General features: G+C 62.7%; 18 protein-coding genes. 5 read left to right on the plus strand and 13 right to left on the minus strand.

The features are described 5' to 3' along the window. Nucleotides 1–127 precede the first annotated feature (127 nt). Nucleotides 128–1,120 (plus strand): aspartate--ammonia ligase, encoded by a 993-nt coding sequence (gene asnA / locus ACB032_RS15595; protein ID WP_016352287.1) that lies wholly within the window; start codon nt 128–130, stop codon nt 1,118–1,120. A 210-nt stretch (nt 1,121–1,330) separates the two neighbouring features. Here asnA and ACB032_RS15600 read toward each other — a convergent pair whose 3' ends face one another. From ACB032_RS15600 to rluD, 4 genes are all read right to left on the minus strand, one after another. Then, nucleotides 1,331–2,155, minus strand: coding sequence for an MBL fold metallo-hydrolase (locus ACB032_RS15600; RefSeq protein WP_371138270.1), 825 nt, complete (start codon nt 2,153–2,155; stop codon nt 1,331–1,333). Between the two features lie 60 nt (nt 2,156–2,215). After that, nucleotides 2,216–4,789, minus strand: a complete 2,574-nt coding sequence (gene clpB / locus ACB032_RS15605) for an ATP-dependent chaperone ClpB (protein WP_371138271.1) — start codon at nt 4,787–4,789, stop codon at nt 2,216–2,218. 171 nt (nt 4,790–4,960) lie between these two features. Further along, a complete protein-coding gene (pgeF, locus tag ACB032_RS15610) occupies nt 4,961–5,698 on the minus strand; it encodes a peptidoglycan editing factor PgeF (protein ID WP_219281853.1) in 738 nt (245 codons plus the stop codon). 185 nt (nt 5,699–5,883) lie between these two features. Then, nucleotides 5,884–6,864, minus strand: a complete 981-nt coding sequence (gene rluD, locus ACB032_RS15615; protein WP_011707736.1) for a 23S rRNA pseudouridine(1911/1915/1917) synthase RluD — start codon at nt 6,862–6,864, stop codon at nt 5,884–5,886. 117 nt (nt 6,865–6,981) lie between these two features. Here rluD and ACB032_RS15620 point away from each other — a divergent pair, with 117 nt between their 5' ends. Further along, a complete protein-coding gene (locus ACB032_RS15620; RefSeq protein ID WP_017409782.1) occupies nt 6,982–7,737 on the plus strand; it encodes an outer membrane protein assembly factor BamD in 756 nt (251 codons plus the stop codon). A gap of 150 nt (nt 7,738–7,887) precedes the next feature. Here the strand turns inward: ACB032_RS15620 and ACB032_RS15625 are convergent, their stop codons facing one another. The 7 genes from ACB032_RS15625 to yqhD all read right to left on the minus strand — a co-directional run bounded on the left by ACB032_RS15625 (nt 7,888) and on the right by yqhD (nt 18,037). Next, entirely contained in the window at nt 7,888–9,216 is a 1,329-nt protein-coding gene (locus tag ACB032_RS15625) for a CoA-disulfide reductase (protein ID WP_371138272.1), read from the minus strand. Between the two features lie 93 nt (nt 9,217–9,309). Continuing rightward, nucleotides 9,310–10,710, minus strand: coding sequence for an L-cystine transporter (locus ACB032_RS15630; RefSeq protein WP_029304921.1), 1,401 nt, complete (start codon nt 10,708–10,710; stop codon nt 9,310–9,312). Between the two features lie 165 nt (nt 10,711–10,875). Then, nucleotides 10,876–12,183, minus strand: a complete 1,308-nt coding sequence (locus tag ACB032_RS15635; RefSeq protein ID WP_270814131.1) for a serine dehydratase subunit alpha family protein — start codon at nt 12,181–12,183, stop codon at nt 10,876–10,878. A 311-nt stretch (nt 12,184–12,494) separates the two neighbouring features. After that, nucleotides 12,495–13,247 carry an ABC transporter substrate-binding protein gene (locus tag ACB032_RS15640; RefSeq protein ID WP_024945181.1) on the minus strand — a complete coding sequence of 251 codons (753 nt, stop codon included), beginning with the start codon at nt 13,245–13,247 and terminating at the stop codon, nt 12,495–12,497. 96 nt (nt 13,248–13,343) lie between these two features. After that, a complete protein-coding gene (gene pntB / locus ACB032_RS15645; protein WP_011707742.1) occupies nt 13,344–14,828 on the minus strand; it encodes a Re/Si-specific NAD(P)(+) transhydrogenase subunit beta in 1,485 nt (494 codons plus the stop codon). Between the two features lie 11 nt (nt 14,829–14,839). Next, nucleotides 14,840–16,366, minus strand: a complete 1,527-nt coding sequence (pntA, locus tag ACB032_RS15650; protein ID WP_011707743.1) for a Re/Si-specific NAD(P)(+) transhydrogenase subunit alpha — start codon at nt 16,364–16,366, stop codon at nt 14,840–14,842. A 507-nt stretch (nt 16,367–16,873) separates the two neighbouring features. Then, nucleotides 16,874–18,037, minus strand: coding sequence for an alcohol dehydrogenase (gene yqhD, locus ACB032_RS15655; protein ID WP_026080327.1), 1,164 nt, complete (start codon nt 18,035–18,037; stop codon nt 16,874–16,876). Nucleotides 18,038–18,183: 146 nt separating this feature from the next. On the opposite strand from yqhD, the gene ACB032_RS15660 reads away from it, so the two are divergent. Both ACB032_RS15660 and ACB032_RS15665 read left to right on the plus strand, forming a co-directional pair. Continuing rightward, a complete protein-coding gene (locus ACB032_RS15660; RefSeq protein ID WP_371138273.1) occupies nt 18,184–19,086 on the plus strand; it encodes an AraC family transcriptional regulator N-terminal domain-containing protein in 903 nt (300 codons plus the stop codon). Nucleotides 19,087–19,103: 17 nt separating this feature from the next. Next, entirely contained in the window at nt 19,104–19,616 is a 513-nt protein-coding gene (locus ACB032_RS15665; protein ID WP_016352297.1) for a lipocalin family protein, read from the plus strand. 65 nt (nt 19,617–19,681) lie between these two features. Here ACB032_RS15665 and ACB032_RS15670 read toward each other — a convergent pair whose 3' ends face one another. Both ACB032_RS15670 and ACB032_RS15675 read right to left on the minus strand, forming a co-directional pair. Then, nucleotides 19,682–21,574, minus strand: a complete 1,893-nt coding sequence (locus ACB032_RS15670) for a methyl-accepting chemotaxis protein (protein ID WP_371138274.1) — start codon at nt 21,572–21,574, stop codon at nt 19,682–19,684. Nucleotides 21,575–21,783: 209 nt separating this feature from the next. Next, nucleotides 21,784–22,281 carry a lactoylglutathione lyase family protein gene (locus tag ACB032_RS15675; RefSeq protein ID WP_371138275.1) on the minus strand — a complete coding sequence of 166 codons (498 nt, stop codon included), beginning with the start codon at nt 22,279–22,281 and terminating at the stop codon, nt 21,784–21,786. A gap of 100 nt (nt 22,282–22,381) precedes the next feature. On the opposite strand from ACB032_RS15675, the gene ACB032_RS15680 reads away from it, so the two are divergent. Further along, nucleotides 22,382–23,254 carry a LysR family transcriptional regulator gene (locus tag ACB032_RS15680; RefSeq protein ID WP_371138276.1) on the plus strand — a complete coding sequence of 291 codons (873 nt, stop codon included), beginning with the start codon at nt 22,382–22,384 and terminating at the stop codon, nt 23,252–23,254. Nucleotides 23,255–23,294 lie beyond the last annotated feature (40 nt).

A 23,294-nucleotide genomic window follows, 5' to 3' on the forward strand; every position in this document is an offset into this window, starting at 1 on the left:
TCATTAATTACCGGTGTATTTTGAAGAAAAAAATACACAAAGCCTATTTCTATTATCGAATATTGAATTTAGTTGGCAATCTGTTGAAGAATCCTCACATCCAACGGGTTCAAGACAGGTATTCAGCATGAAACAGCACTACATTCGCAGCCAGCAACAGATCAGCTTCGTCAAAGAGATGTTCTCCCGCCAACTCGCCCAGCAGCTGGGTCTGATGGAGGTGCAAGCCCCCATCCTGAGCCGGGTCGGTGATGGCACTCAAGACAACCTCTCTGGCCACGAGAATGCAGTGCAGGTCAAGGTGAAGACCCTGCCTGAGCACAGCTACGAAGTGGTCCATTCACTGGCCAAATGGAAGCGCCAGACCCTGGGTCGCTTCGGTTTCGGCCCGGGCGAAGGCATCTACACCCACATGAAGGCGCTGCGTCCGGACGAGGATCGCCTCACCCCCATCCACTCCGTCTACGTGGATCAGTGGGACTGGGAGAAGGTGATGCCGAGCGAGCGCCGCGATCTGGCCTACCTGCAGGAAACCGTGCGCGGCATCTGGGCTGCCATCAAGGCCACCGAGCGCGCGGTCTGTGCCGAGCACGAGCTGACCCCCTTCCTGCCAGCCGAGATCCAGTTCCTGCACAGCGAAGAGCTGCTGACCCGCTACCCGGACCTCGATGCCAAGGGGCGCGAGCGGGCCATCGCCAAGGAGCTGGGAGCCGTGTTCCTGATCGGCATCGGCGGTGCCCTCTCCCACGGTGAGCGCCACGACGTGCGTGCCCCGGACTACGACGACTGGAGCAGCCACAGCGAGCTGGGACTGGCCGGCCTGAACGGTGACATCCTGGTGTGGAACCCGGTGCTGCAGGACAGTTTCGAGATCTCCTCCATGGGGATCCGGGTCGACGCCGAGGCGCTGCGCCGTCAGCTGGCTATCACCGGCGACGAGGATCGCCTGCAGTACGACTGGCACCAGGATCTGCTGGCCGCACGGATGCCGCAAACCATCGGCGGCGGCATCGGCCAATCCCGTCTGGCCATGCTGCTGCTGCAAAAAGAGCACATCGGCCAGGTCCAGGTCGGCGTCTGGCCGGCCGAGATGAAAGCCGCCGTGCAAGGCATGCTGTAACAAATGAAAGCCATGCCGGCGTCATCGCCGCCGGCAGGACAACAGGCAGGTGGCCGTCGGGGTTGAGCGAGCGCATCCCCGGCAGGCTGTAAGAGGCGAGGCCAGCAGTGGCCGCGCTTCGCAATCGGGGGCTTGCCCCTGCGACCCGCTCAACCCACGTCAGGTCGCTTCACTACATTCCTCCCGGCAATCTTCGGATTGCCGTTTTTTTTACGCCGAAAAACTGTGCTCAAAACCCGCCCCGATCTGGCGCTGGCGCGGCAACCCCGCCTTTCTGCTGCCGGTACAGTGGCAGGCAAACAACTGATCCACCGCCTCTTCCTGCAGGTAGGCACCGAGCGCCACCGCCCGCTCTGGGCCGGAAAACTTCAGGTGCAGGCCGCCGATGACGGCGTGGATCCGCTCGTCACCACACACCTCCTTGGCCCACTCGATGATGTTCTCGACCCCGGCGTGACCGCAGCCGATAAAGACGATGAGCCCCTGCTCGCTCTTGTAGGCCAGCGCCGAGTCGTCGCTGATGAGGTCTTTCTCCACCCGCCCACCCCGCACTATGTAGCCGAGCAGCGAAGGCGCAGCCCGGTCGCGTCGCACAATGCTGCCGAGGAACACCAGACGATCCGAGAGCCACACCGGCTCGGCCGAGCAGTGGGGGAGCAAGCCTCTGGCCGGCAGCGACTCCCGAGCCAGCTCCCCCGACAGGCGATAGAGGTTGCGCCGCCAGAAGGGTAGCGACAGGAAGTAGCCCCGCTCGCAGAACACATCCGGACAGGCGATAAGCGGGATGGGTCTTGGATAAACGGGCAGCGAGCCGACCCCGCCCACATGGTCGTAATGACCGTGGGAGAGCACCACATGGGTGAGAGAGGCGAGATCGATCCCCATCACGGCGGCGTTGTGGCGCAGCGCCCGGCCACGGCCGCTGTCAAACAGCACCCTGAGGCCGTCACACTCCAGCAGCAGTGCCAACCCTCGCTCGGGCAGACAGTCAGGCAGATGAACGTCGTCATCCACCAACACGGAAAACTTCAGCATCTCAATCCCTCAGAAAACAAAACGCAGGCACGAGGCCTGCGTTTTTCATCGACAATCCCGTTACTGGGTCATGGTGAGGCCATTGCTGTCGGCCCCCAGCACCAGCTTTTTGCCCGGCACGATGCGGCCGGAGAGCAGCGCCTGCGCCAGCGGGTTCTCCACCTTGTGCTGGATCGCCCGCTTGAGGGGACGCGCCCCGTAGACGGGATCGAACCCGGCGTGCACCAGCTTCTCGAGCAGCGCTTCGCTCACCTCCACCTCGTAACCCTGGGCCTCGAGACGACCCATCAGGCTCTTGAGCTGGATGCGGGCGATGGACTTGATGTGCTCCTCGCCGAGTGGGTGGAACACCACGGTCTCGTCGATCCGGTTGATGAACTCCGGCCGGAAGCTGCGAGTCAGCACCTCCATCAGCATGCCCTTCATCTCGTCGTAATCCTTCTCGGAGTGGTGCTCCTGAATGAGATCCGACCCGAGGTTGGAGGTCATGATCACCACCGAGTTGCGAAAATCGACGGTACGACCCTGACCATCGGTCAGACGGCCATCGTCCAGCACCTGCAGCAGGATGTTGAACACGTCCGGGTGTGCCTTCTCCACTTCATCCAGCAGGATCACCGAGTAGGGGCGACGGCGTACCGCCTCGGTCAGATAACCGCCCTCCTCGTAACCCACGTATCCGGGAGGCGCCCCCACCAGACGGGCCACGCTGTGTTTCTCCATGAACTCCGACATATCGATCCGCACCATGGCGTCCTGGGTATCGAACAGGAACTCGGCCAGCGCCTTGCACAGCTCGGTCTTGCCCACCCCGGTGGGCCCCAGGAACAGGAAGGAGCCGATGGGGCGGTTCGGATCGGACAGCCCGGCGCGGGAGCGGCGAATGGCGTTGGAAACCGCCTCGACCGCCTCCTCCTGGCCAATCACCCGGCTGTGCAGCTGATCTTCCATCCGCAGCAGCTTGTCGCGCTCCCCTTCCAGCATGCGGGCCACAGGAATGCCGGTCCAGCGGGCCAAGACGTCGGCGATCTCCACGTCGGTGACCCGGTTGCGTAGCAGGCTGGTCTCCTGCATCTCGGCCTGGGTGGCGAGATCCAGCTGTTTCTCCAGCTCCGGAATGCGGCCGTATTGCAGCTCGGACATCCGGCCCAGGTCGCCTGCGCGGCGCGCCACGTCAAGATCCTGACGGGCCTGCTCGAGGGCCGCCTTGATGTGCTGGGTGCCGGCGAGGGCGGCCTTCTCGGCCTTCCACACCTCATCCAGCTCGTTGTATTCGCGATCTTTTTCGCTGATTTCCTGATTGATCAGCTCGAGCCGTTTGCGGCTGGCGTCGTCATCCTCCTTCATCAGCGCCTGCTGCTCCAGCTTGAGCTGGATGATGCGCCGCTCGAGCCGGTCGAGGGACTCGGGCTTGGAGTCGATCTGCAACCGGATGCTGGCCGCCGCCTCGTCGATGAGGTCGATGGCCTTGTCCGGCAGCTGGCGATCCGCGATGTAGCGGTGCGACAGCTGGGCCGCCGCCACGATGGCGGGGTCGGTGATCTGCACATGGTGGTGCAGCTCGTAACGCTCCTTCAAGCCGCGCAGGATGGCAATGGTGTCCTCCACGCTCGGCTCCTCCACCAGCACCTTCTGGAAACGGCGCTCAAGGGCGGCATCCTTTTCGATGTACTGACGGTACTCGTCCAGGGTGGTAGCACCGACGCAGTGCAGGTCGCCACGGGCCAGCGCCGGTTTGAGCATGTTGCCCGCATCCATGGCGCCTTCACCCTTGCCGGCGCCAACCATGGTGTGCAACTCGTCGATGAAGAGGATGACGTTGCCCTCCTCCTTGGCCAGATCGTTCAGCACGGCCTTGAGCCGCTCTTCGAACTCGCCGCGATACTTGGCACCGGCCACCAGCGCCCCCATGTCGAGCGACAGCACCCGCTTGTTCTTCAGCCCCTCCGGCACCTCGCCATTGATGATGCGCTGGGCCAGCCCTTCGACGATGGCGGTCTTGCCGACACCGGGAGCACCGATCAGCACCGGGTTGTTCTTGGTACGGCGTTGCAGCACCTGGATGGTGCGGCGGATCTCGTCATCCCGGCCGATCACCGGGTCGAGCTTGCCGAGTTCGGCCCGCTCGGTCAGATCGATGGTGTATTTCTCCAGCGCCTGGCGATTCTCCTCGGCGTTGGCATCTTCTACCTTCTTGCCGCCACGCACCTTGTCGATGGCCGCTTCCAGTTTCTCCTTGGTCAGCCCCTGGGCACGCAGCAGCTCGCCCAGCGTCCCCTTCTCGTCGAGGGCCGCCAGCACGAACAGTTCGGATGAGATGAACTGATCCTTGCGCTGCTGAGCCAGCTTGTCGCAGACGTTGAGCAGCCGGCCGAGGCCGTTGGAGAGCTGCACGTCCCCTTCCACGCCGCTGACACGCGGCAGACGATCCAGCTCCTCGCCGAGGCGCGAGCGCAGAGAATTGATGTCCATCCCGGTCAGGGTGAGCAGCGGACGGATGGAGCCGCCATCCTGATTGACCAGGGCGGTCATCAGGTGAACGGGTTCGATGAATTGGTGATCACGACCCAGTGCCAAAGACTGGGCATCGGAAATAGCAATCTGGAATTTGCTGGTCAGGCGATCGAGGCGCATTGCACTCCCCCTTTCAAGACAGACGCCGCTTGCGCGGCAAACAACATAACTTTCTGAGATGAAAGATGAGGCCCGTACGGACTATTTCAAGGGGCGAGGCTGGTTATTTTTTCTGCAAAGCAGGAAGCAGGCAGGATCCCCGCCCGGCAAGATGCAGGGCGGAGAGCGTCGTCAGGGCGCCAACCAGATTATCGAAGCCATGCGGCCGGTCTGGCCGTCCCTGCGATAGGAGTAGAAGCGCTCGCTGTCACAGAAGGTGCAGAACTCACCGCCGTAAACGGCGGTGACACCGGCGCGGGCGAGGCGTAGCCGGGCCAGCTGGTAGATATCCGCCAGCCATTTCCCTTCGTTGGGCGAAGGGACGAACGCAGCCATCGCCTCGGCCTGCTCGGCCATAAAGGCCTCGCGCACCTCGCCACCCACTTCAAATGCAGTGGGACCGATGGCCGGACCCAGCCAGGCCAGGACCTCGCCCGGCTCGCAGCCCATGGCGGCAATACTCGCCTCCAGCACGCCACCCTGCAGCCCGCGCCAGCCGGCGTGAGCAGCGGCCACCACGGTACCGGCCCGATCGCAGAACAGCACCGGCAAGCAGTCGGCGGTCATCACGATGCAGGCCTGACCCGCCTCACGGGCGCAGGCGGCATCCGCATCCGACGCACAGCCATAGTCGCGGCTGACGGGATGCACCACGGTACCGTGCACCTGATTGAGCCAGTTGAGAGTGCCGGGGATCCCCGCCGCCTGCCGCAGCCGGGTCCGATTGGCCTCGACCCGTGCCGGCTCGTCCCCCACGTGGGCCCCCAGGTTGAGGCCGGCAAAGACCCCCTCGCTGATACCGCCGTCACGGGTGGTCGACAGGGCGCTGACCTTGGCCGGTGCCGGCCAGTCGGGTTCGATCCATTTCATCTGTGGCTCCTTTCCTTCATATAAAACGGGGCCCCTTGGCTGCAACCAGTCAAGGGGCCCCATATCAGGTCATGCAGGGCGGGTTACGGCAGGAATCGTCGCAGAGCCGCCCTCTTCATCAGTTCCAGACCAGATCATCCGGATTGGCCTGGGTGATCTTGGTGTGCAGCACTTCCATCAGCTCATCAATTCCAGACTAAATCGTCCGGATTGGCCAGGGTATCCGCCCGCAGTACTTCCATCAGGTCCAGCATGTCTTGCGGCGTGGGGGAGTGCCATTCCATCACTTCACCCGTGATGGGGTGCGCCAGCTTCAGCATGGTGGCATGCAGTGCCTGGCGATGGAAGCCACGCAGGGCCTCGGTCAGCTCGGGGGTGGCGTTGCGCAGCAGACGCAAACGGCCACCGTAAGCGGGATCCCCCACCAGCGGGTGCTTGATGTGGGCCATGTGGACGCGGATCTGGTGGGTACGACCGGTTTCCAGTCGCAGCCGCAGACGGGTGTGGCCACGGAATTTCTCGTGCACCCGGTAGTGGGTGACGGACTCGCGCCCATTGGGCACCACGGCCATGTGGGTACGCTGGGTCGGGTGACGGCCGATGGGGGCATCGACGGTACCGCCTGCGGTCATGTGACCGATGGCAATGGCTTCGTACTCACGGGTGATCTGGCGCGCTTGCAGCGCCTCCACCAGGTGGGTCTGGGCCGGGATGGTCTTGGCGACCACCATCAGACCCGTGGTGTCTTTATCCAGACGGTGCACGATACCGGCGCGGGGCACCTCGGCGATGGCGGGATAGCGGTGCAACAGGGCGTTGAGAATGGTGCCATCCGGCGTGCCGGCGCCCGGGTGGACCACCAGACCGGCCGGCTTGTCGATCACCAGAATGTGTTCATCTTCATAGACGATGTTGAGCTCAATGTTCTGGGCATCCCAACGGGTATCATCCGCCAGCTCGACATCCACATGTACCTTCTGCCCGGCCAGCACTTTCTCGCGCGGGGTATTGGCAACCTGACCATCCAGGGTCACTCTGTCCTGTAAAATCCACTCCTTGATGCGGGTGCGGGAGTAGTCTGGAAACAATTCGGCCAGGGCCTGGTCGAGTCGCTGCCCGAATTGGTGATCCTGGAATTCGCCTGTCAGTTCAATATGCTGGCTCATGTATGGTCTCTTGAGCGGGGGGTATCAATTCGAAATAATCCGGGTATTCTAGCTTTTCTTTTAGCCAAGCATAACGGATACTTTGCCAATTTCGTGGAAATGGACCGGATGTTGTTGATGGGAAAGAAGTCTCACCTGCTGATGTCGCTCGCCTTGGTCGCTACCTTGATCACAGGCTGTTCCAGCACCAAACCCAAGGTACCGGACGAACCGCCGGAGACCCTGTACCAGAAAGCACGCCTCAAGCTGGATGCCGGTAACTACCTGAATGCTATCGAGTTACTGGAAGCTTTGGACTCGCGCTATCCTTTCGGCGCCTACTCCAACCAGGTTCAGCTCGACCTCATTTACGCCTACTACAAGCAGGATGATACCGCCCAGGCGATCGCCAATATCGACCGTTTTATCCGCCTCAATCCGGCGCATAAAAATATCGACTACGTATTCTACATGCGCGGTCTGACCAACATGGCCGGCGATTACAACTTCTTCCAGGACTTCCTGGGCATCAATCGGGACGACAAAGACCCCTCCTATGCCCGCCAGGCCTTCCAGGATTTCAAGACCCTGTTGCAGAACTACCCCAACAGCGTCTATGCCGCCGATGCCCGTGCCCGCATGATCGGTCTGAAGAACCGGCTTGCCCGTTACGATCTGAGCGTGGCCGAGTACTACGTGAAGCGTGATGCGCTGATCGCCGCCGCCAACCGCGCCAAGCTGATCGTCGAGACCTATCCCGACACGGCCGAAACCGAAAAAGCGCTGGAGATCATGATCAACTCCTACGACAGCCTGAAGATGCCGACCCTGGCCCAGCACGCCCGCGAAGTGCTGGCCAAGAACTACCCGGACAATCGTCTCGGCCGCGGCTGACTCGCAGCAATGCAATGAAAAACCGGAGCCACTGGCTCCGGTTTTTTTATGGGCGCTTTTCATGGACGGCATAACCATCAGCCCCCTTCCACTCCGTGCCGGCGGTATGAGGGGAGACGGCGAACATGAACTACGCCGTCATGCCGTGCATTACTTGGCGACGTTGCCCGCCACGTTGAGCACATCCCAGGTGCGGGAGAAGGGCGGCGCATAGGCAAAGTCCAACATACCGAGCTGCTCGGTGGTCACCCCCATGGTGATGGCAACCGCCAGCGCGTCGATGCGGTGTACCGCCCCCTTGCGACCGAGGATCTGGCCCCCCAGCAGCCGCTTGCTGCCCGCCTCGTAGACCAGCTTGACGTGAATGTCGGACTGGCCCGGGCAGTAGTTGGTATGGCACTTGTCCTTGATCACCACGGTGCGATAGTCGATGCCCACCACCTTGGCCTCCTGCTCGGAGAGGCCGGTACGGCCCGCCTCCAGCCCCAGCACCTTGAGTGCGGCAGAGCCGAGGGTGCCCGGGAACTCCTGCTCGGCACCGGCCAGGTTCTCACCCACCATGCGCCCCAGCTTGTTGGCGATGGTGGCGAGCGGCACATAGACCTGCTGCTGCTTCACGGCGTGCCAGACGCTGGCACAGTCACCGGCCGACCAGACGTTGGCCAGCGAACTGCGCCCCTGCTGGTCCACCTTGATGGCGCCATTACCAAGCCGCTCGATGCCGGTATCGGCCAGAAACTCGGTGTTGGGTTTGACCCCGGTGCAGACCACCACGATGTCGGCCTCGTACTCGCCATGGCTGGTACGCACGCCGGTCACCCGGCCCTCCCCCAGCAGGGCTTCAACTCGCTCGCCAAGATGGAGAGAGACCCCCTGCTCGCGCAGTTCGGTCTCGATATGCTGGGTGATCTCGCCATCAAACGCGTCGGGGATGACCCGCTCCGCCAGCTCGATCAGACGCACCTCTTTACCCTGATGCACCAGCGCCTCCACCACCTCCAGCCCGATAAAGCCGGAGCCGATCACCAGGGCACGGCTGTTGGCCTTGTCCTGCACGGCGGCCTTCAGCGCCAACCCGTCGGCCATCCGGCGCAGACCGAATACCCCCTCCTGCTGCAGGCCGGGGATGGGGGGCATCACTTCGCGGGCGCCAGTGGCGATCATCAGCCGATCGTAGCGATCGGTGAAGGTATCGCCCTTGTGCTCCACTGTCAGCGTCTGCGCGGCGGCATCCAGGCCCAGCACCCGGTGGCCGGTCTTGACCTCGATCCCCTTGGCGGCGAACTGCGCCGGGGTGAACTCGGCCATGTAGCCGGGCTCCTGAAACTCGTCGCCAACGAAGTAGGGCAGACCGCAGGCACCAAAGGAGATCACCTCGGATGCCTCATACACCACTATCTCGGCCTCTTTGGCCAGCCGGCGCGCCTTGGCCGCCGCACTCATGCCGGCGGCTTCGCCACCGATGATCACGATTCTCATACTCGCTCCTTTCCATGCAACGGGGAGGGCATGCCCTCCCCGCTCTCTCTTGTTTGCTCGCCGGGGCAGGGTCAACTCCCCCGGACAGACGGATCAGATGGTGGACTCTTCGCCGTCCAGACACACCTCGTGCTCGCTGTTGAACACCGCCATGTCGGTCTCCCCCAGCAGACGGCTGGTGACCGTGCCCGCGGTGATGGAGCCGGAGACGTTCAGCGCAGTACGGCCCATGTCGATCAGCGGCTCGATGGAGATGAGCAAACCGGCCAGTGCCACCGGGAAGTCCAGCGCGGAGAGCACGATCAAGGCGGCGAAGGTGGCACCGCCACCAATGCCGGCCACCCCGAAGGAGCTGACTGTGATGATGGCGATCAGGGTCATGATGAAGCCGGGATCCATGGGGTTGACCCCCACAGTCGGGGCTATCATCACCGCCAGCATGGCCGGATAGATGCCGGCGCAGCCGTTCTGGCCGATGGTCGAACCGAACGAGGCGGCGAAGTTGGCGATCCCCTCGGGAATGCCGAGCGCCTTGGTCTGGGTCTGCACGTTCATCGGGATGGAGCCCGCACTGGTACGGGAGGTGAAGGCAAAGGCCAGCACCGGCATGATCTTCTTCAGGAAGCGAGCCGGGTTGATGCCTACCAGGCTCACCAGCAGCAGGTGCACCGCAAACATGATGGCGATGGCGCCGTAGGAAGCCATCACGAAGCTGAGCAGATTGAGGATGTCGGCATAGTTGGAGCCCGACACCACCTTGGTCATCAGCGCCAGCACGCCGTAGGGGGTGAGGCGCAGCACCAGGGTCACCATCCGCATCACGATGACGTGGGCAACCTGCATGAAGTGGCCGAAGCTCGCGAAGATCTCCGGCTTCTTGCGGGCGATACCGGTGGCCGACAAACCGATGAAGATGGAGAAGATCACCACGGCGATGGTGGAGGTCTTGCGCGCGCCCGTCATGTCGAGGAAGGGGTTGGCCGGGATGAACTCCAGCACCATCTTGGCAAAGGACATGCTCTCGACGCTGCCGAGAGTGGTCTGCAGGGCCGCGCCACGGGCGGTCTCGGCGGCGCCGGCGGTGAGCCCCTCGGCGGTCAGGCCGAACAGGTTGGACATCAGGATGCCCGCCCCGGCGGCAATCATGGTGGTGAAGATCAGCACGCCTATGGTCATGGCGCTGATCTTGCCGAGCGCGGTGCCGCCGTTGAGCTTGAGAATGGCGCCGATGATGGAGACCATGATGAGCGGCGTGATGATCATCTGCAGCAGCTTCACGTAGCCGCTGCCGACGATGTCCAGGTAGTCGCCGGTCTGTACCAGCACGTCGGAGCCGGCGCCGTAGAGCAGCTGCAGGGCGGCACCGAACAGGATGCCCAGCCCCAGCCCCGAGAAGACCCGGCGGGTGAAGCTGACGTGGGTTTGCTGCAACCGATAGAGAAACAGCAGCAACATGACCAGGATGGCCAGATTACCTATAACGCTAAGAGTCATGACGATATTCCCCAAATGATCGGGCCGGGCCCGAGGTGTACGGGCGAGTGCCCAGTGCGCACTCTCCCCTGAAACGCGCCGCATCGTGGCGGCCCGCCCCCCGGTGTGGCCGGGGTGGCGTCAACAGGCAGAAAAACGGAGGGTGGCCTGCGCCACCCTCTTGCATCACTCGGCCTTGCCTTGTTGCTTGGCCCGCATGATGTTGATGATCTCGATATCGGTATCCAGCATCCCCTGTTTGGAGAGGCGACCCAGGTTGGCGATGGTCTGATCCACATCGTCGGAGACGATGCCTTCGCTCTGGGGCACGTGCAGGTTGTTGATGGCCATCAGCGACGATTTGACCGCCGCCGAGGTGGAGGTAGAGACCTTCATGGAACAGGCGCTGCCCGCGCCGTCGCAGATGATACCGGAAACGTCGCCGATCATGTTGTTGATGCAGTGACTAATTTGCTCGAACTGGCCGCCCAGCAGCCAGGTGATGGCGGCCCCCGCCCCCATGGCGGCGGTGCTGGCGGCACAGAGGGCCGACAGCTTGTTCTGGTAGGTCTTGATGTAGATGGCCACCAGGTGGCTCATCACCAGCGCCCGGGTCAGCTGCTCGTCGCTCGCCTGGAGGAAGCGGGCGGCCGCCACCACCGGCATGGTGGCGGCAATGCCCTGGTTGCCGGAGCCCGAGTTGGACATGGCGGGCAGCATGGCGCCATCCATCCGCGCATCGGAGGCGGCGGACGACAAGCGCATGGCCAGGGTCATCAGGTCATCGGAGAGCAGCTTTCGCTCCACCTGCTCGGTGAGGATCTTGCCGATGCGCAGGCCATACCCCTGCAACCCTTCATCTGCCAGCGCCTGGTTCATGGTGGCCGCCTCGCGGATGAAGTCGATCTCGGCCAGCGGTACCTGCAGGGCGAACTCGACAATCTCGCGCAGGGTCATGGCTGGCTTGCTGGAAGGGGCGGCCTGGATCTGCACGCCGGGGGCGCTGTCCTGCGCCATCAGCACCTCGCCGTCACGCTCCATCAGGATGATGCGGGTATGATCGGTACAGATCACCACCCGGGCGCTGTGCCCCTCCACCTCTGCCAGCACCTCGGCGTAGAGCACGTCCGGCACGTCCTTCACATCCACCTTGATGGCGGGCAGCAGGGCCTTGGCGGCGTCGACCTGCTCCGGCGTGAGAGTCTTGAGCACCTCCAGCCCGGCATCCGGGTTGCCGCCGGTGATGCCGACGGCGGCCGCCACCGGCAGACCTATCATGCCGGTACCCGGCACGCCGACCCCCATGCCGTTCTTGAACAGATTCCCGCTGACCCAGACGCTGACGCGAGTCGGCACCTGCCCCAGCAGCTTGCGGCAGTTGGCCGCCGCCAGCGCCACCGACATGGGCTCGGTGCAGCCAAGGGCCGGCACCACTTCACGCTTGAGCAGGGTAATAAAGTCGGTCCATTGTGCTTTCATTGCGATGTGTCTCATGTTCACGGTGCCCGATGCGGGCTTGTCATTGTGCTGTCCGCTCCACAATGGCGGAGCGACATATAACCAGTATGGCGGGAGATGCCGGGTCGGCTGCAGCCGGTCGAGGGCCGAGCCGATGATCGGGGCCGCCTGAGTCGTTGGGCAATCCGATCAACTTTTGGTAACTCTAAAGCAATAGGACTCAAATAAATTTGAGCTGATTCGCTTTTTGCGCAGGCATTATGCCCAACTGGCGGTGAAGTGCCACAAAATGTGAACAAGCGCACGGCAGGTCGCTGCCGACCTGGTTCAGCCGGCAGCGGGAGGCGTCAGAGCCCGTAACGGGTCAACAGGGATTGATATTCGGGGGTCTGCTTGAAGGCCTTGAGGGCGAGGGAGAACTGATAAGCCAGCCGTTCGTTGCCAGGCCTGTGGGTAAAGGCGAGAAAATTACGGTTGCTCTCGCTCACCAGTTTTTCGCTGTGACCGACCTGATCCTGCAGCCCCTGCCCCTTGAGCAGGTAACGGCCCACCATCTGGTTCATCACGACCCCATCGAGCCGCCCCGCCATCATCAGGTGCAACTGCTTGATCATGTTGCTCTCCCCGGTCATGGCCACCCGGGTAAACAGGGCCGAGGTGAGGAACTCCTCGCCATAGGCGTAGTCGGCCTGGGTACCGATACGCAGCCCTTTGAGGCTGGCCAGCCCCTGGAAGTCGACGGGTCTGGCGAACGGGAAGAAGAGCACTTCTCCACTCTGGGAGAGGGGTTCATCCGGATAGTGCAACCACTCCAGCCGGCGCTCTTCGAAGAAGGCATCGACGATGGCATCACCGCGCTGGAACCTCGCCTCCTGCAGCACCCGCTTCCAGGGCAGTACCTTGACCGTGGTCCGGTAACCCATCCGCTTGAGCACGGTGCGGGCCAGCTCCAGATCGGCACCGCCCAGGCTGCCGTCATCGAGCCGCATCACATAGGGCGGCCACAGCTCGGTCAGCAGGGTCAGGGTCGGTGGCTCGCTCGCCTGTGCCGCCCACCCCCACCAGAGGCAAAGCAGGATCCATCCTTTACGCCACACCATGCAGTGATCTCCTCTGTGTATTGGCTGAGGATATACCAAAAAGTGAGTAATAAAAAAGGAGGCCGGAGCCTCCTTTTTTGCTTTCCTCTCCGGCGCTTACAGCGCTTTCAGGATAGCCTCGACGCTGGCCTTGGCATCGCCAAACAGCATCTGGGTGTTCTCCTTGAAGAACAGCGGGTTCTGCACACCGGCATAGCCAGTGTTCATGGAGCGCTTGAAGCCGATGACGTTCTGCGCCTTCCACACTTCCAGCACCGGCATGCCGGCGATGGGGCTGCCCGGATCTTCCATGGCGGCCGGGTTGACGGTGTCGTTGGCACCGATCACCAGCACGGTATCGGTATCGCTGAAGTCTTCGTTGATCTCGTCCATTTCCAGCACGATGTCATACGGGACTTTCGCTTCCGCCAGCAGCACGTTCATGTGGCCTGGCAGACGACCGGCCACCGGGTGGATACCGAAGCGCACCTTGACGCCGCGATCACGCAGCTTCTGGGTGATCTCGGCCACCGGATACTGGGCCTGTGCCACCGCCATGCCGTAGCCCGGGGTGATGATGACGGAGCTGGAGTTCTTCAGCAGGTCAGCCACGTCTTCAGCGCTGGTTTCGCGGTATTCGCCCATCTCCTGGTCGGCCGTGGAGGCCACGCCGTCGGAGCCGAAGCCACCGGCGATCACCGAGATGAAGGAGCGGTTCATCGCCTTGCACATGATGTAAGAGAGGATCGCACCGGAGGAACCCACCAGCGCACCCACCACGATCAGCAGGTCATTGGAGAGCATGAAGCCCGCCGCCGCCGCCGCCCAACCGGAGTAGGAGTTCAGCATGGAGACCACTACCGGCATGTCGGCGCCACCGATGGAGGCCACCAGGTGCCAGCCGAAGGCGAAGGCGATCAGGGTCATCACCAGCAAGGCGAAGGTAGAACCGCCCGCGTTGACGAAGTAGACCATCAGCGCCAGCGAAGCGACCACGGCCAGCAGGTTCAGCTTGTGGCGGTGCGGCAGCATCAGCGGCTTGGAGGAGATGAGGCCACGCAGCTTGCCGAACGCCACCACGGAACCGGTGAAGGTCACCGCACCGATGAAGACGCCGAGGAAGATCTCGACCAGGTGGATGTTCAGCATGGCGCCGGAGAGGTGCTCGACCTGGGCGACGCTGGCCGCCTGCTCGAACGCCGCACGGGCGGCAGCCAGGGTGGCATCCAGGTTCGAGCCAACAGACACGACCACTTCAGCAGGTGCGGAGGGGTGCAGGTCGATGAAGCTGTTGAAGCCCACCAGCACGGCCGCCATACCGACGAAGCTGTGCAGTACGGCCACCAGCTCGGGCATCTCGGTCATCTCGACCTTGAGCGCCAGACGCACGCCGATGGCACCACCGATCACCATGGCCAGAATGATCCAGTGCACGCCACTGGTTTCCGGGTTGAACACGGTCGCGAGCAGGGCGATGGCCATCCCCGCGATACCGAACAGGTTGCCATGCTTGGCCGTCTCTTGCTTCGACAGTCCCGCGAGACTGAGGATGAAGAGCACGGCGGCAACGATATAGGATGCTGTTACCAGTCCTTGAGACACGTTAAACCCCCTTAATCCTTACGGAACATCTTCAGCATGCGCTGAGTGACGGTGAAGCCACCGAAGATGTTGATACTGGCAATCAGCACGGCGACGAAGGCCAATGCGGTGACCAGGGTCGACCCTTGCCCAATCTGCAGCAGGGCACCGACCACGATAATGCCGGAGATGGCATTGGTGACCGACATCAGCGGCGTGTGCAGGGCGTGAGAGACGTTCCACACCACGTAGTAACCGACCACGCAGGCCAGGATGAATACGGTGAAGTGGGAGAGGAACGCCGCAGGCGCCACGGCAGCAACCCAACCGAAGGCAGCGATGCCGAGGGCACCGAACACGAACTTCTTGTTGGAGGGCTTGGCCGCTTCCTTCTTGGCGGCCGGTTTGGCGGCAGCCGGTTTTTGCGGGGCGGCAGAGACCGAGATGGCGGGCGGCGGGAAGGTCACTTCACCGGCCTGGATCACCGTCATGTTGCGCTGCACCACGTCTTCGAAGTTGATGGCAACGTTGCCGTCCTTCTCCTTGCACATCAGCTTCATCAGGTTGACCAGGTTGGTACCGTAGAGCTGGGAGGATTGGGCAGGCAGGCGGCCCGGCAGATCGGTGTAACCGATCACCTTGACGCCGTTGCCGGTGACATGCAGTTCACCTGGTACCGTGTATTCGCAGTTGCCGCCAGCCTGGGCAGCCATGTCCACGATCACCGAGCCCGGCTTCATGCTGTCCACCATCTCTTTGGTGATCAGCTTGGGTGCCGGCTTGCCCGGGATCAGGGCGGTAGTGATGATGATGTCCACTTCCTTGGCTTGCTGGGCAAACAGCGCCATCTCGGCCGCGATGAACTCTTCGCTCATCACCTTGGCGTAACCGTCGGAGGAGGAGCCATCCTCGCCACCGAAGTCCAGCTTGAGGAACTCGCCACCCATGGACTCGATCTGCTCGGCCACTTCCAGACGGGTATCGAACGCCCGCACGATGGCACCGAGGGAACCGGCAGTACCGATGGCGGCCAGACCGGCGACGCCGGCACCGATCACCAGTACCTTGGCGGGCGGCACCTTGCCGGCTGCGGTGATTTGGCCGGTGAAGAAGCGACCAAACTGGTGCGCGGCCTCAACCACGGCGCGATAGCCACCGATGTTGGCCATGGAGGAGAGGGCATCGAGGGACTGGGCACGGGAGATCCGCGGCACCATGTCCATCGCCATCACATTGATGTTGCGCGCGGACAGCTTCTTGACCAGCTCAGGGTTCTGGGCAGGCCAGATGAAGCTCACCAGGGTGGCACCATCTTTAATTTGTGCGATCTCGGCATCGGTCGGCGCATTGACCTTGAAGATGAGGTCGGCTTGCCAGACGCTCGGCACCACACTGGCACCGGCAGCCTCGAAGGCGGCATCATCGAAGCTGGCCAGCAGGCCGGCACCGGCCTCGATGGCGACCTCGAAGCCGAGCTTTTTCAGCTGCTCAACGGTGGCCGGGGTCGCTGCGACCCGGGTCTCACCGGCGAGACTCTCTCTCGGTATTCCAATCTGCATGACTATTCCCTGATGGTTAATAAACAATCGCTGCCCAGTGTCGCATTTCTGGCGAAACAAGACATGACCAAAGTGCAGGTCACGGGCCCTTTGTTATGAAAATCAGTAGGCTTTACCTCAACCTCCTGTCATGGCCAGGCCCCCGCTTTTCAGGCGCGAAGGTGATTAGTATCAAATTTTGGAGTTTTATTACAACCGCAGTCCCGGCGGGGCGCGTACAGAATTCAGCCCATCCCGGACCATGATTTAAAAAAACAAACCAAATTAGCGACTTATACCAGTAAAAAGCGCTGGAAAAAGTGATCCAACCAGTCAAAAAAAATGTTTTACCGGCCCTCTATCTTAGCGCTTTTTGTTCTTACGAAATCCGCACGGATCACAGATATCGGGCCGAAAACGAAAAAAGTAACTGTTTTGTAACAGACAAGGGGCCGGCTACCCGCCAAATGAGCGGATCCGGCCCCTGCTATTTAATCGTTTCGATGGTGACGGGCCAGTGCGCCCCGCTTACCAGGCCGCCTCATAAATATGCTGACTCTGCACCAGGTCGATATCGCCGTGCTCGCCGATGGCGGTCATGCCGTGTTCTGCCAGCTTGCCGAGCAGGGTATCAATTCCTGCGTCCGCCACGCCGTAATCCCGCAGCCGGGTCTTGACCCCCATCCGCTCGAAGAAGTCGCGGGTGGCGGCGATGGCGCCATCGATGCGCTCCGCTTCACTGCCGCTGCGCAGATCCCACACTCGCTCGGCGTATTGCAGCAGTTTGGCGTGTTTCTGCTGGCGCTTGGCCTGCAGCAGGGCCGGCAGCACCACTGCCAGGGTCTGGGCGTGGTCGAGGCCGTGCAAGGCGGTGATCTCGTGGCCCAGCATGTGGGTCGCCCAGTCCTGCGGTACACCGGCCCCGATCAGGCCGTTCAGCGCCAGGGTGGCGCTCCACATGATGTTGGCGCGCACCTCGTAGTTTTCCGGTTCCACCAGCGCCTTGGGGCCCTCTTCCAGCAGGGTCAGCAGCAAACCTTCGGCGAAGCGATCCTGCACCTTGGCGTTGACCGGATAGGTGAGGTACTGCTCCAGAATGTGGATGAAGGCATCCACCACCCCGTTGGCCACCTGACGGGCCGGTAGGGTGTAGGTCAGCACCGGATCGAGCACGGCGAAGCGCGGCATCACGAACGGCGAGAAGAAGTGCACCTTGTCGCCGCTGCTGCGACGGGTCACCACGGCGCCCATGTTCATCTCGGAACCGGTGGCCGGCAGGGTCAGCACGGCGCCAAGCGGGATGGCGGAGCGCACTTCGTTGCCCACGGTCTCGAGGATGTGCCAGGGATCCCGGGCCGGATCATAGTGAGCGGCCGCGGCGATGAACTTGGTGCCGTCGAGCACGGAGCCGCCGCCGACGGCCAGCAGGAAGTCGACCCGTTCGGCGCGGGCCAGCTCGACCGCTCCCATCAGGGTTTCATAGGTGGGGTTGGGCTCGATGCCACCGAATTCAAACAGGGTCATGCCGGCCAGCTCGCTGCGGATCTGGGCCAGCAGGCCGCTGCGTACCACGCTGCCGCCACCGTAGGTGATGAGGATGCGGGCATCGCGCGGCAGCTGTTCACGCAGCTGGGCGACCTGGCCCTTGCCGAACAGGATCTTGGTCGGGGTATGCAGGGTAAAGTTGTTCATCGACATTGCCTTTGTGAGTATCTGGCGGCCTGGCCGCAAAAATGTGATTGCATTTTTCTCCAGACAACCAATACCATCAAGGCAACATCCTGCTTTATTTTTGCCTATTCCTACAAAGCAGCCAAAACAGAACCCAAGAGCATCCCATGCAGACCCGCTACACCGATCTCGCAGCCAAGCTGGCTCGTCACGTCACTGCCCCCGGCATCACTCCCTCGCCAGTGGATCAGGTGAGCCTCATCTACACCACCGAATACCACGGCCGCACCCCTGTGCTCTATCAGCCGCGGATGATAGTGATCCTGCAGGGGCACAAGGTGGGCTATCTGGCGGACCAGGTGTTTCGCTACGACCCCAACCACTACCTGCTGATGACCCTGCCGCTGCCCTGCGAGTGCGAGTGCTTCGCCTCCCCCGAGCAACCCCTCATCGGCTTCTCCCTCGAGATCAACCTGGTCACCCTGCAGGAGTTGCTGCTGGAGCTGGGGGATGCCCTGCCCGCCCCCACCCAGCAAAAGAGCGGCGTCCACTCGGTGCCCCTGTCGGAGGCCATGTTCTGCGCCGCCGAGCGGCTGATCGATCTGATGGACAAGCCCCACCACGCCCGGGTGCTGGGGCCGCAGACGGTGCGGGAGATGCTGTTCTACGCCCTGCACGAAGGGGGAGGCCCGGCGTTGCAGGCACTCGCCAATCGCCACAACCATGTGGGCCAGATTGCCCGGGTGCTGCGTATGATAGAGTCGCGTTACGCCGACAACCTGACCATGGAGGAGCTGGCGCGGGAGGTGAACATGAGCGTCTCAGCCTTCCACCACCACTTCAAGGCGGTCACCGCCACCTCGCCGCTGCAGTACATCAAGTCGTTTCGCCTCCACAAGGCGCGGATGATGATGCTGCACGACGGCATCAAGGCGGGCACCGCGGCGACCAGGGTCGGCTACGAGAGCAACTCCCAGTTCAGCCGGGAGTACAAGCGCTTCTTCGGCAGCACGCCGATGGATCAGGCCTCCCGCTTCCGGGAAGGCCAGTTGCGCATCATAGAGGGATAACCAGAGAGGAATTGTTCATGCGTGCACTGCTTTGCCTGCTCACCGCCTGCCTGCTGACGGCCTGTACCGGCCTCGCCGACGGCATCCGCCCCGTTACCGGCTTCCAACTCGACCGCTACCTCGGCACCTGGTACGAGATCGCCCGCCTCGACCACGGTTTCGAGCGCGGACTGGAGCAGGTGAGCGCCACCTACAGCCTGCGGGACGACGGCGGGGTCAAGGTGCTCAACCGCGGCAAGCAGAGCGATGGCAGCTGGCGTGAAGCCGAGGGCAAGGCCTACTTCGTCGACAAACCGGACGAGGCACGGCTCAAGGTGAGCTTCTTCGGCCCCTTCTACGGCGGCTACAACGTCATCGAGCTGGATCCCGATTACCAGCTCTCGCTGGTGACCAGCTACAACCACGACTACCTCTGGATCCTCGCCCGCTCACCCAATCCGCCCAAGGCCAACGTGGATGCGCTGGTCGCCAAGGCGGCATCGCTGGGCTTTGCCACCGATCAGCTGATCTGGGTCAAGCAGACCCCCTGAGCCTGTCGCAAAACAAGAAAGGGCAGCCCGCAGGCTGCCCTTTTTCATGGACGTTCGCCTGATGATCAGAGCCGGAAGCGACCGATCTCCTGCTCCAGTCGCTCGGTCAGCCCCTTCAGCTCGGCCGCCTGCGCCGCCTCCTGATTGGCCTGCTCGGCCAGCTCCTGGGAGACGTGGCGGATATTCTCGGTGTTGCGGCTGATCTCGCTGGTGACCGAGGTCTGCTCTTCGGCCGCCGCTGCAATCTGGGTCGCCATGTCGCTGATGGCGCCGATCGCCTCGTTGATCTGCCCCAGGCTCAGGTTGGCGGACTCAGCGTCCTCCACGCTGGTACCCGCCAGCTGGCGACTGGTCTCCATGCCGCTCACCGCCCGACGGGTGGTCTGCTGCAGGGTCTCGATCATCTGCTGGATCTCGTCGGTGGAGTCGTGGGTACGGCGCGACAGCACCCGCACCTCGTCCGCCACCACCGCGAAACCGCGGCCCTGCTCGCCGGCCCGGGCTGCCTCAATGGCGGCGTTGAGCGCCAGCAGGTTGGTCTGCTCGGCGATACCGCTGATGGTGGCCAGAATGCCGCTGATCTTCTGGGCGTGGGCATCCAGCTCCACGATGATCTGGCTGGCGTCCGCCACTTCGTCCGCGAGCCCGGTGATGCTGCGCTGGCTCTGGCCGACCTGCGACTGACCGGCGACCGCCAGCTTGACCGCATCGCCCGAGGTGGTGGCGGCAAACTCGGCGTTGCCGGCGATCTCCTGGGTGGCGGAGGCCATCTCGGTCACCGCGGTCGCCACCATCACGATCTCGTCCTGCTGCTGGCGTACCCGCTGGCTGCGGGACTGGGCCCCGGCTGCCTGGGCGCGGGACTGGGCCGCCAGCTCGACGGTGACGTCCCGCAGCCGGCTGACGATGCCGTGCAGCCGCGCCACGAACTGATTGAAGCTCTCCGCCAGCTGACCCACCTCATCCTTGCTGCGGGTGTTGATGTGCACCGTGAGGTCCCCCTCGCCGTGGGCGATGTCGTGCAATGCGCCGGCCACCCGGCCCAGATCGGCAAACAGATACTTGAACATGGCGGTGAGCAGGGCACTGAACATCAGCATCAGCACCAGGGTCAGCCCCACCAGTTGCCACAGCAGGGAGGCGAGCGGCGCCTCCAGCACGTCGCGATACATCACCATGGCCAGCAGCCAGTCGGTGCCCGCCACCGGCTGCACCGCCAGCAGCACATCACGCCCGTCCAGGGTGGCGGCGTGCAGCTCGTTGTTCTCACGGCCCCACTGCTGGAAGGTGGCCGCCGACAGGTCAGGGGAGAGCTCCGCTATCTGCTTGAGCGCCAGCTCCTTGTTGGGATGGCCGACGATGAGACCGCTGCTGTCGAGCAGCATGGCGTACCCCTCGCCCTGCACCTGCATCGCCAGCACCTCGTCGATCAGCTTGTCGAGCGCCAGGTTGGCCCCCACGGCGCCGACCAGCTCACCCTGATGCAGCACCGGCTCGGAGAGGGTTACTACCAGCTTCTGCATGGTGACGCTGACATAGGGGGCAGTGACGATGAGCTGCCCCGCCTTCACCGCATCCTGATACCAGGGGCGCTCGCGCGGGTCATAGTTGCCGGTGTTGAGGGAGGGATCCTGGCGGGTCATCACCCCCTGGGTCGAGCCAAAGTAGGTGAGGCCGAAGCCGCCCGAGGTGTAGGCCTGCTTCAGGTGCGGCACCAACTCGGCCTGCGGATTGTCGGCGATCAGGTTCACCAGCGCGTGCACCGTGTTCTTGCGATCCGCCATCCAGTCGCCGATGGCGACCGAGTAGGCGTGACCATAGTTGACCGCCTCACTCTGGATGGCGCTCATGGTGCGGGATTTGAGGGTGTGAAAGGCAACGATGCCGAGCAGTGAGGCCATCAGCAGCACCACCCCCAGACTGGTGGCCAGCAGCTTGCCGCGCAACGAAAGTGTCATGACTACGGATCCTTGTTGTTGTGACGGGCCAGGGAGAGACCCTTATTTAATCAAGGCTATCGGCCACATGCTGAACAGACTTTAGTGAATCCCAGTATTTTTACATCTATCAACAACAGAACCCGCTACTCGTCATTACTGGATCGCTATTCCATGCTGCTGACCATCGCAACAACAAAGCAGCAGGCCGCCCTTAGGCGGCCTGTCACTTACTCCTGATATGCACCGGCGGAGTAGGTCAACTCATAGCTGTGGCTGTAGATCTCGATGATGTTGCCGAAGGGGTCTTCCATGTAGACCATGCGGTAGGGCTTCTCGCCCGGATAGTATTCGCGCACCGGCATCCGCTGCTTGCCGCCCGCCGCGACGATGCGCGCCGCCAGCCCCTCGACATCCGGATCCTGCACGCTGAAGTGGAACACCCCGGTCTTCCAGAATTCGAAGTTGTTGTCGCGCTGCTCGCTGTTGGGGAACTCGAACAGCTCGATGCCGATCTTGTCGCCGGTGGAGAGGTGAGCGATGCGGAAGGAGCCCCAGCCCGGGCCAAACACGTCGTTGCACATCACGCCGATGGCGGAGTCATCCTCGCTGATGGTGGTCGCCGGCATGATGAGATACCAGCCCATCACCTTGGTATAGAACTCGACTGCCTTGTCGAGGTCAGTCACCGTGATGCCGATGTGGGAGAAGTTGCGCGGGTAAGTCATAAGTCACCTTGAAATTGTGTGTGGGAAACAGGTGACATGATAGGAAGAAGAGACATAATGAAAAATAAGGCCAAACTAATGAAATGCATAAATTAAATTTATGGTTAATCCACTCTGGCTCCACACTCTGGTGGTGGTGCATGAAACCGGCAGTTTTACCCGTGCCGCCGATCGGCTGGATCTCACTCAGGCCGCCGTCAGTCAGCATATCTCGCGCCTCGAGGCCGAATTCGGCCCCCTGCTGCTGCGCAAGCCTCGTCTGCTGGAGCTCACCCCGCGCGGGCTGGTGCTGCTCGACTTTGCCCGCCAGCAGGAGCAGGCCGCCGAACAGCTGCGAGCCCGTCTCTCTGACGACGATCCTCACCGCGGCGCCATCACCCTCAGCACCCCCGGCAGCATTGGCCTGCTGCTCTATCCCCTGCTGCTCGACCAGCAACAGGAGCACCCCGGACTCACCATCCAGCACCGCTTTGCCCCCACCCCCGACATAGTGCAGGCGGTGCTGGCAGGGCGCAGCGATCTAGGACTGGTGGATCAACCGCCGGAGCACCCCAGCATCGCCGCCGAGCCCTTCGCCCGCGAGCCCCTCTGTCTGGTGGTGCCCAACGATGGCGAGGAGCAGAGCTGGCAGCACCTCTGCCAGCTCGGCTTTATCGATCACCCGGATGGCCGCAGCATGGCACAACGCCTGCTGGGACGGCGCTACCCCGGCCGGCGCTTCGACGAGATCCCGCTGCGCGGCTTTACCAACCAGATCGGCCTGATCCTGGAGCCGGTCGCCCGTGGCCTTGGCTTTACCGTGCTGCCCCGCTTCGCCGTCACCGCCTTTGCCCAACAGGAGAAGATCCGGGTGCTCCAGAGCCGGATCGAGGTGATCGACACCCTCTGGCTGATCTACCGCGCCGAGTGGCCGCTCCCAGCCCGCCACCAGCGGCTGGTGGAAACCCTGAAGAGTAAAATTGCGAGTAGCTAATAGCGCAGCAAATATCACCCTGTATTACATAGCTATAATG

It is taken from the genome of Aeromonas sp. S5(2024) (assembly GCF_041403025.1).
Lineage (GTDB): Bacteria > Pseudomonadota > Gammaproteobacteria > Enterobacterales > Aeromonadaceae > Aeromonas > Aeromonas hydrophila.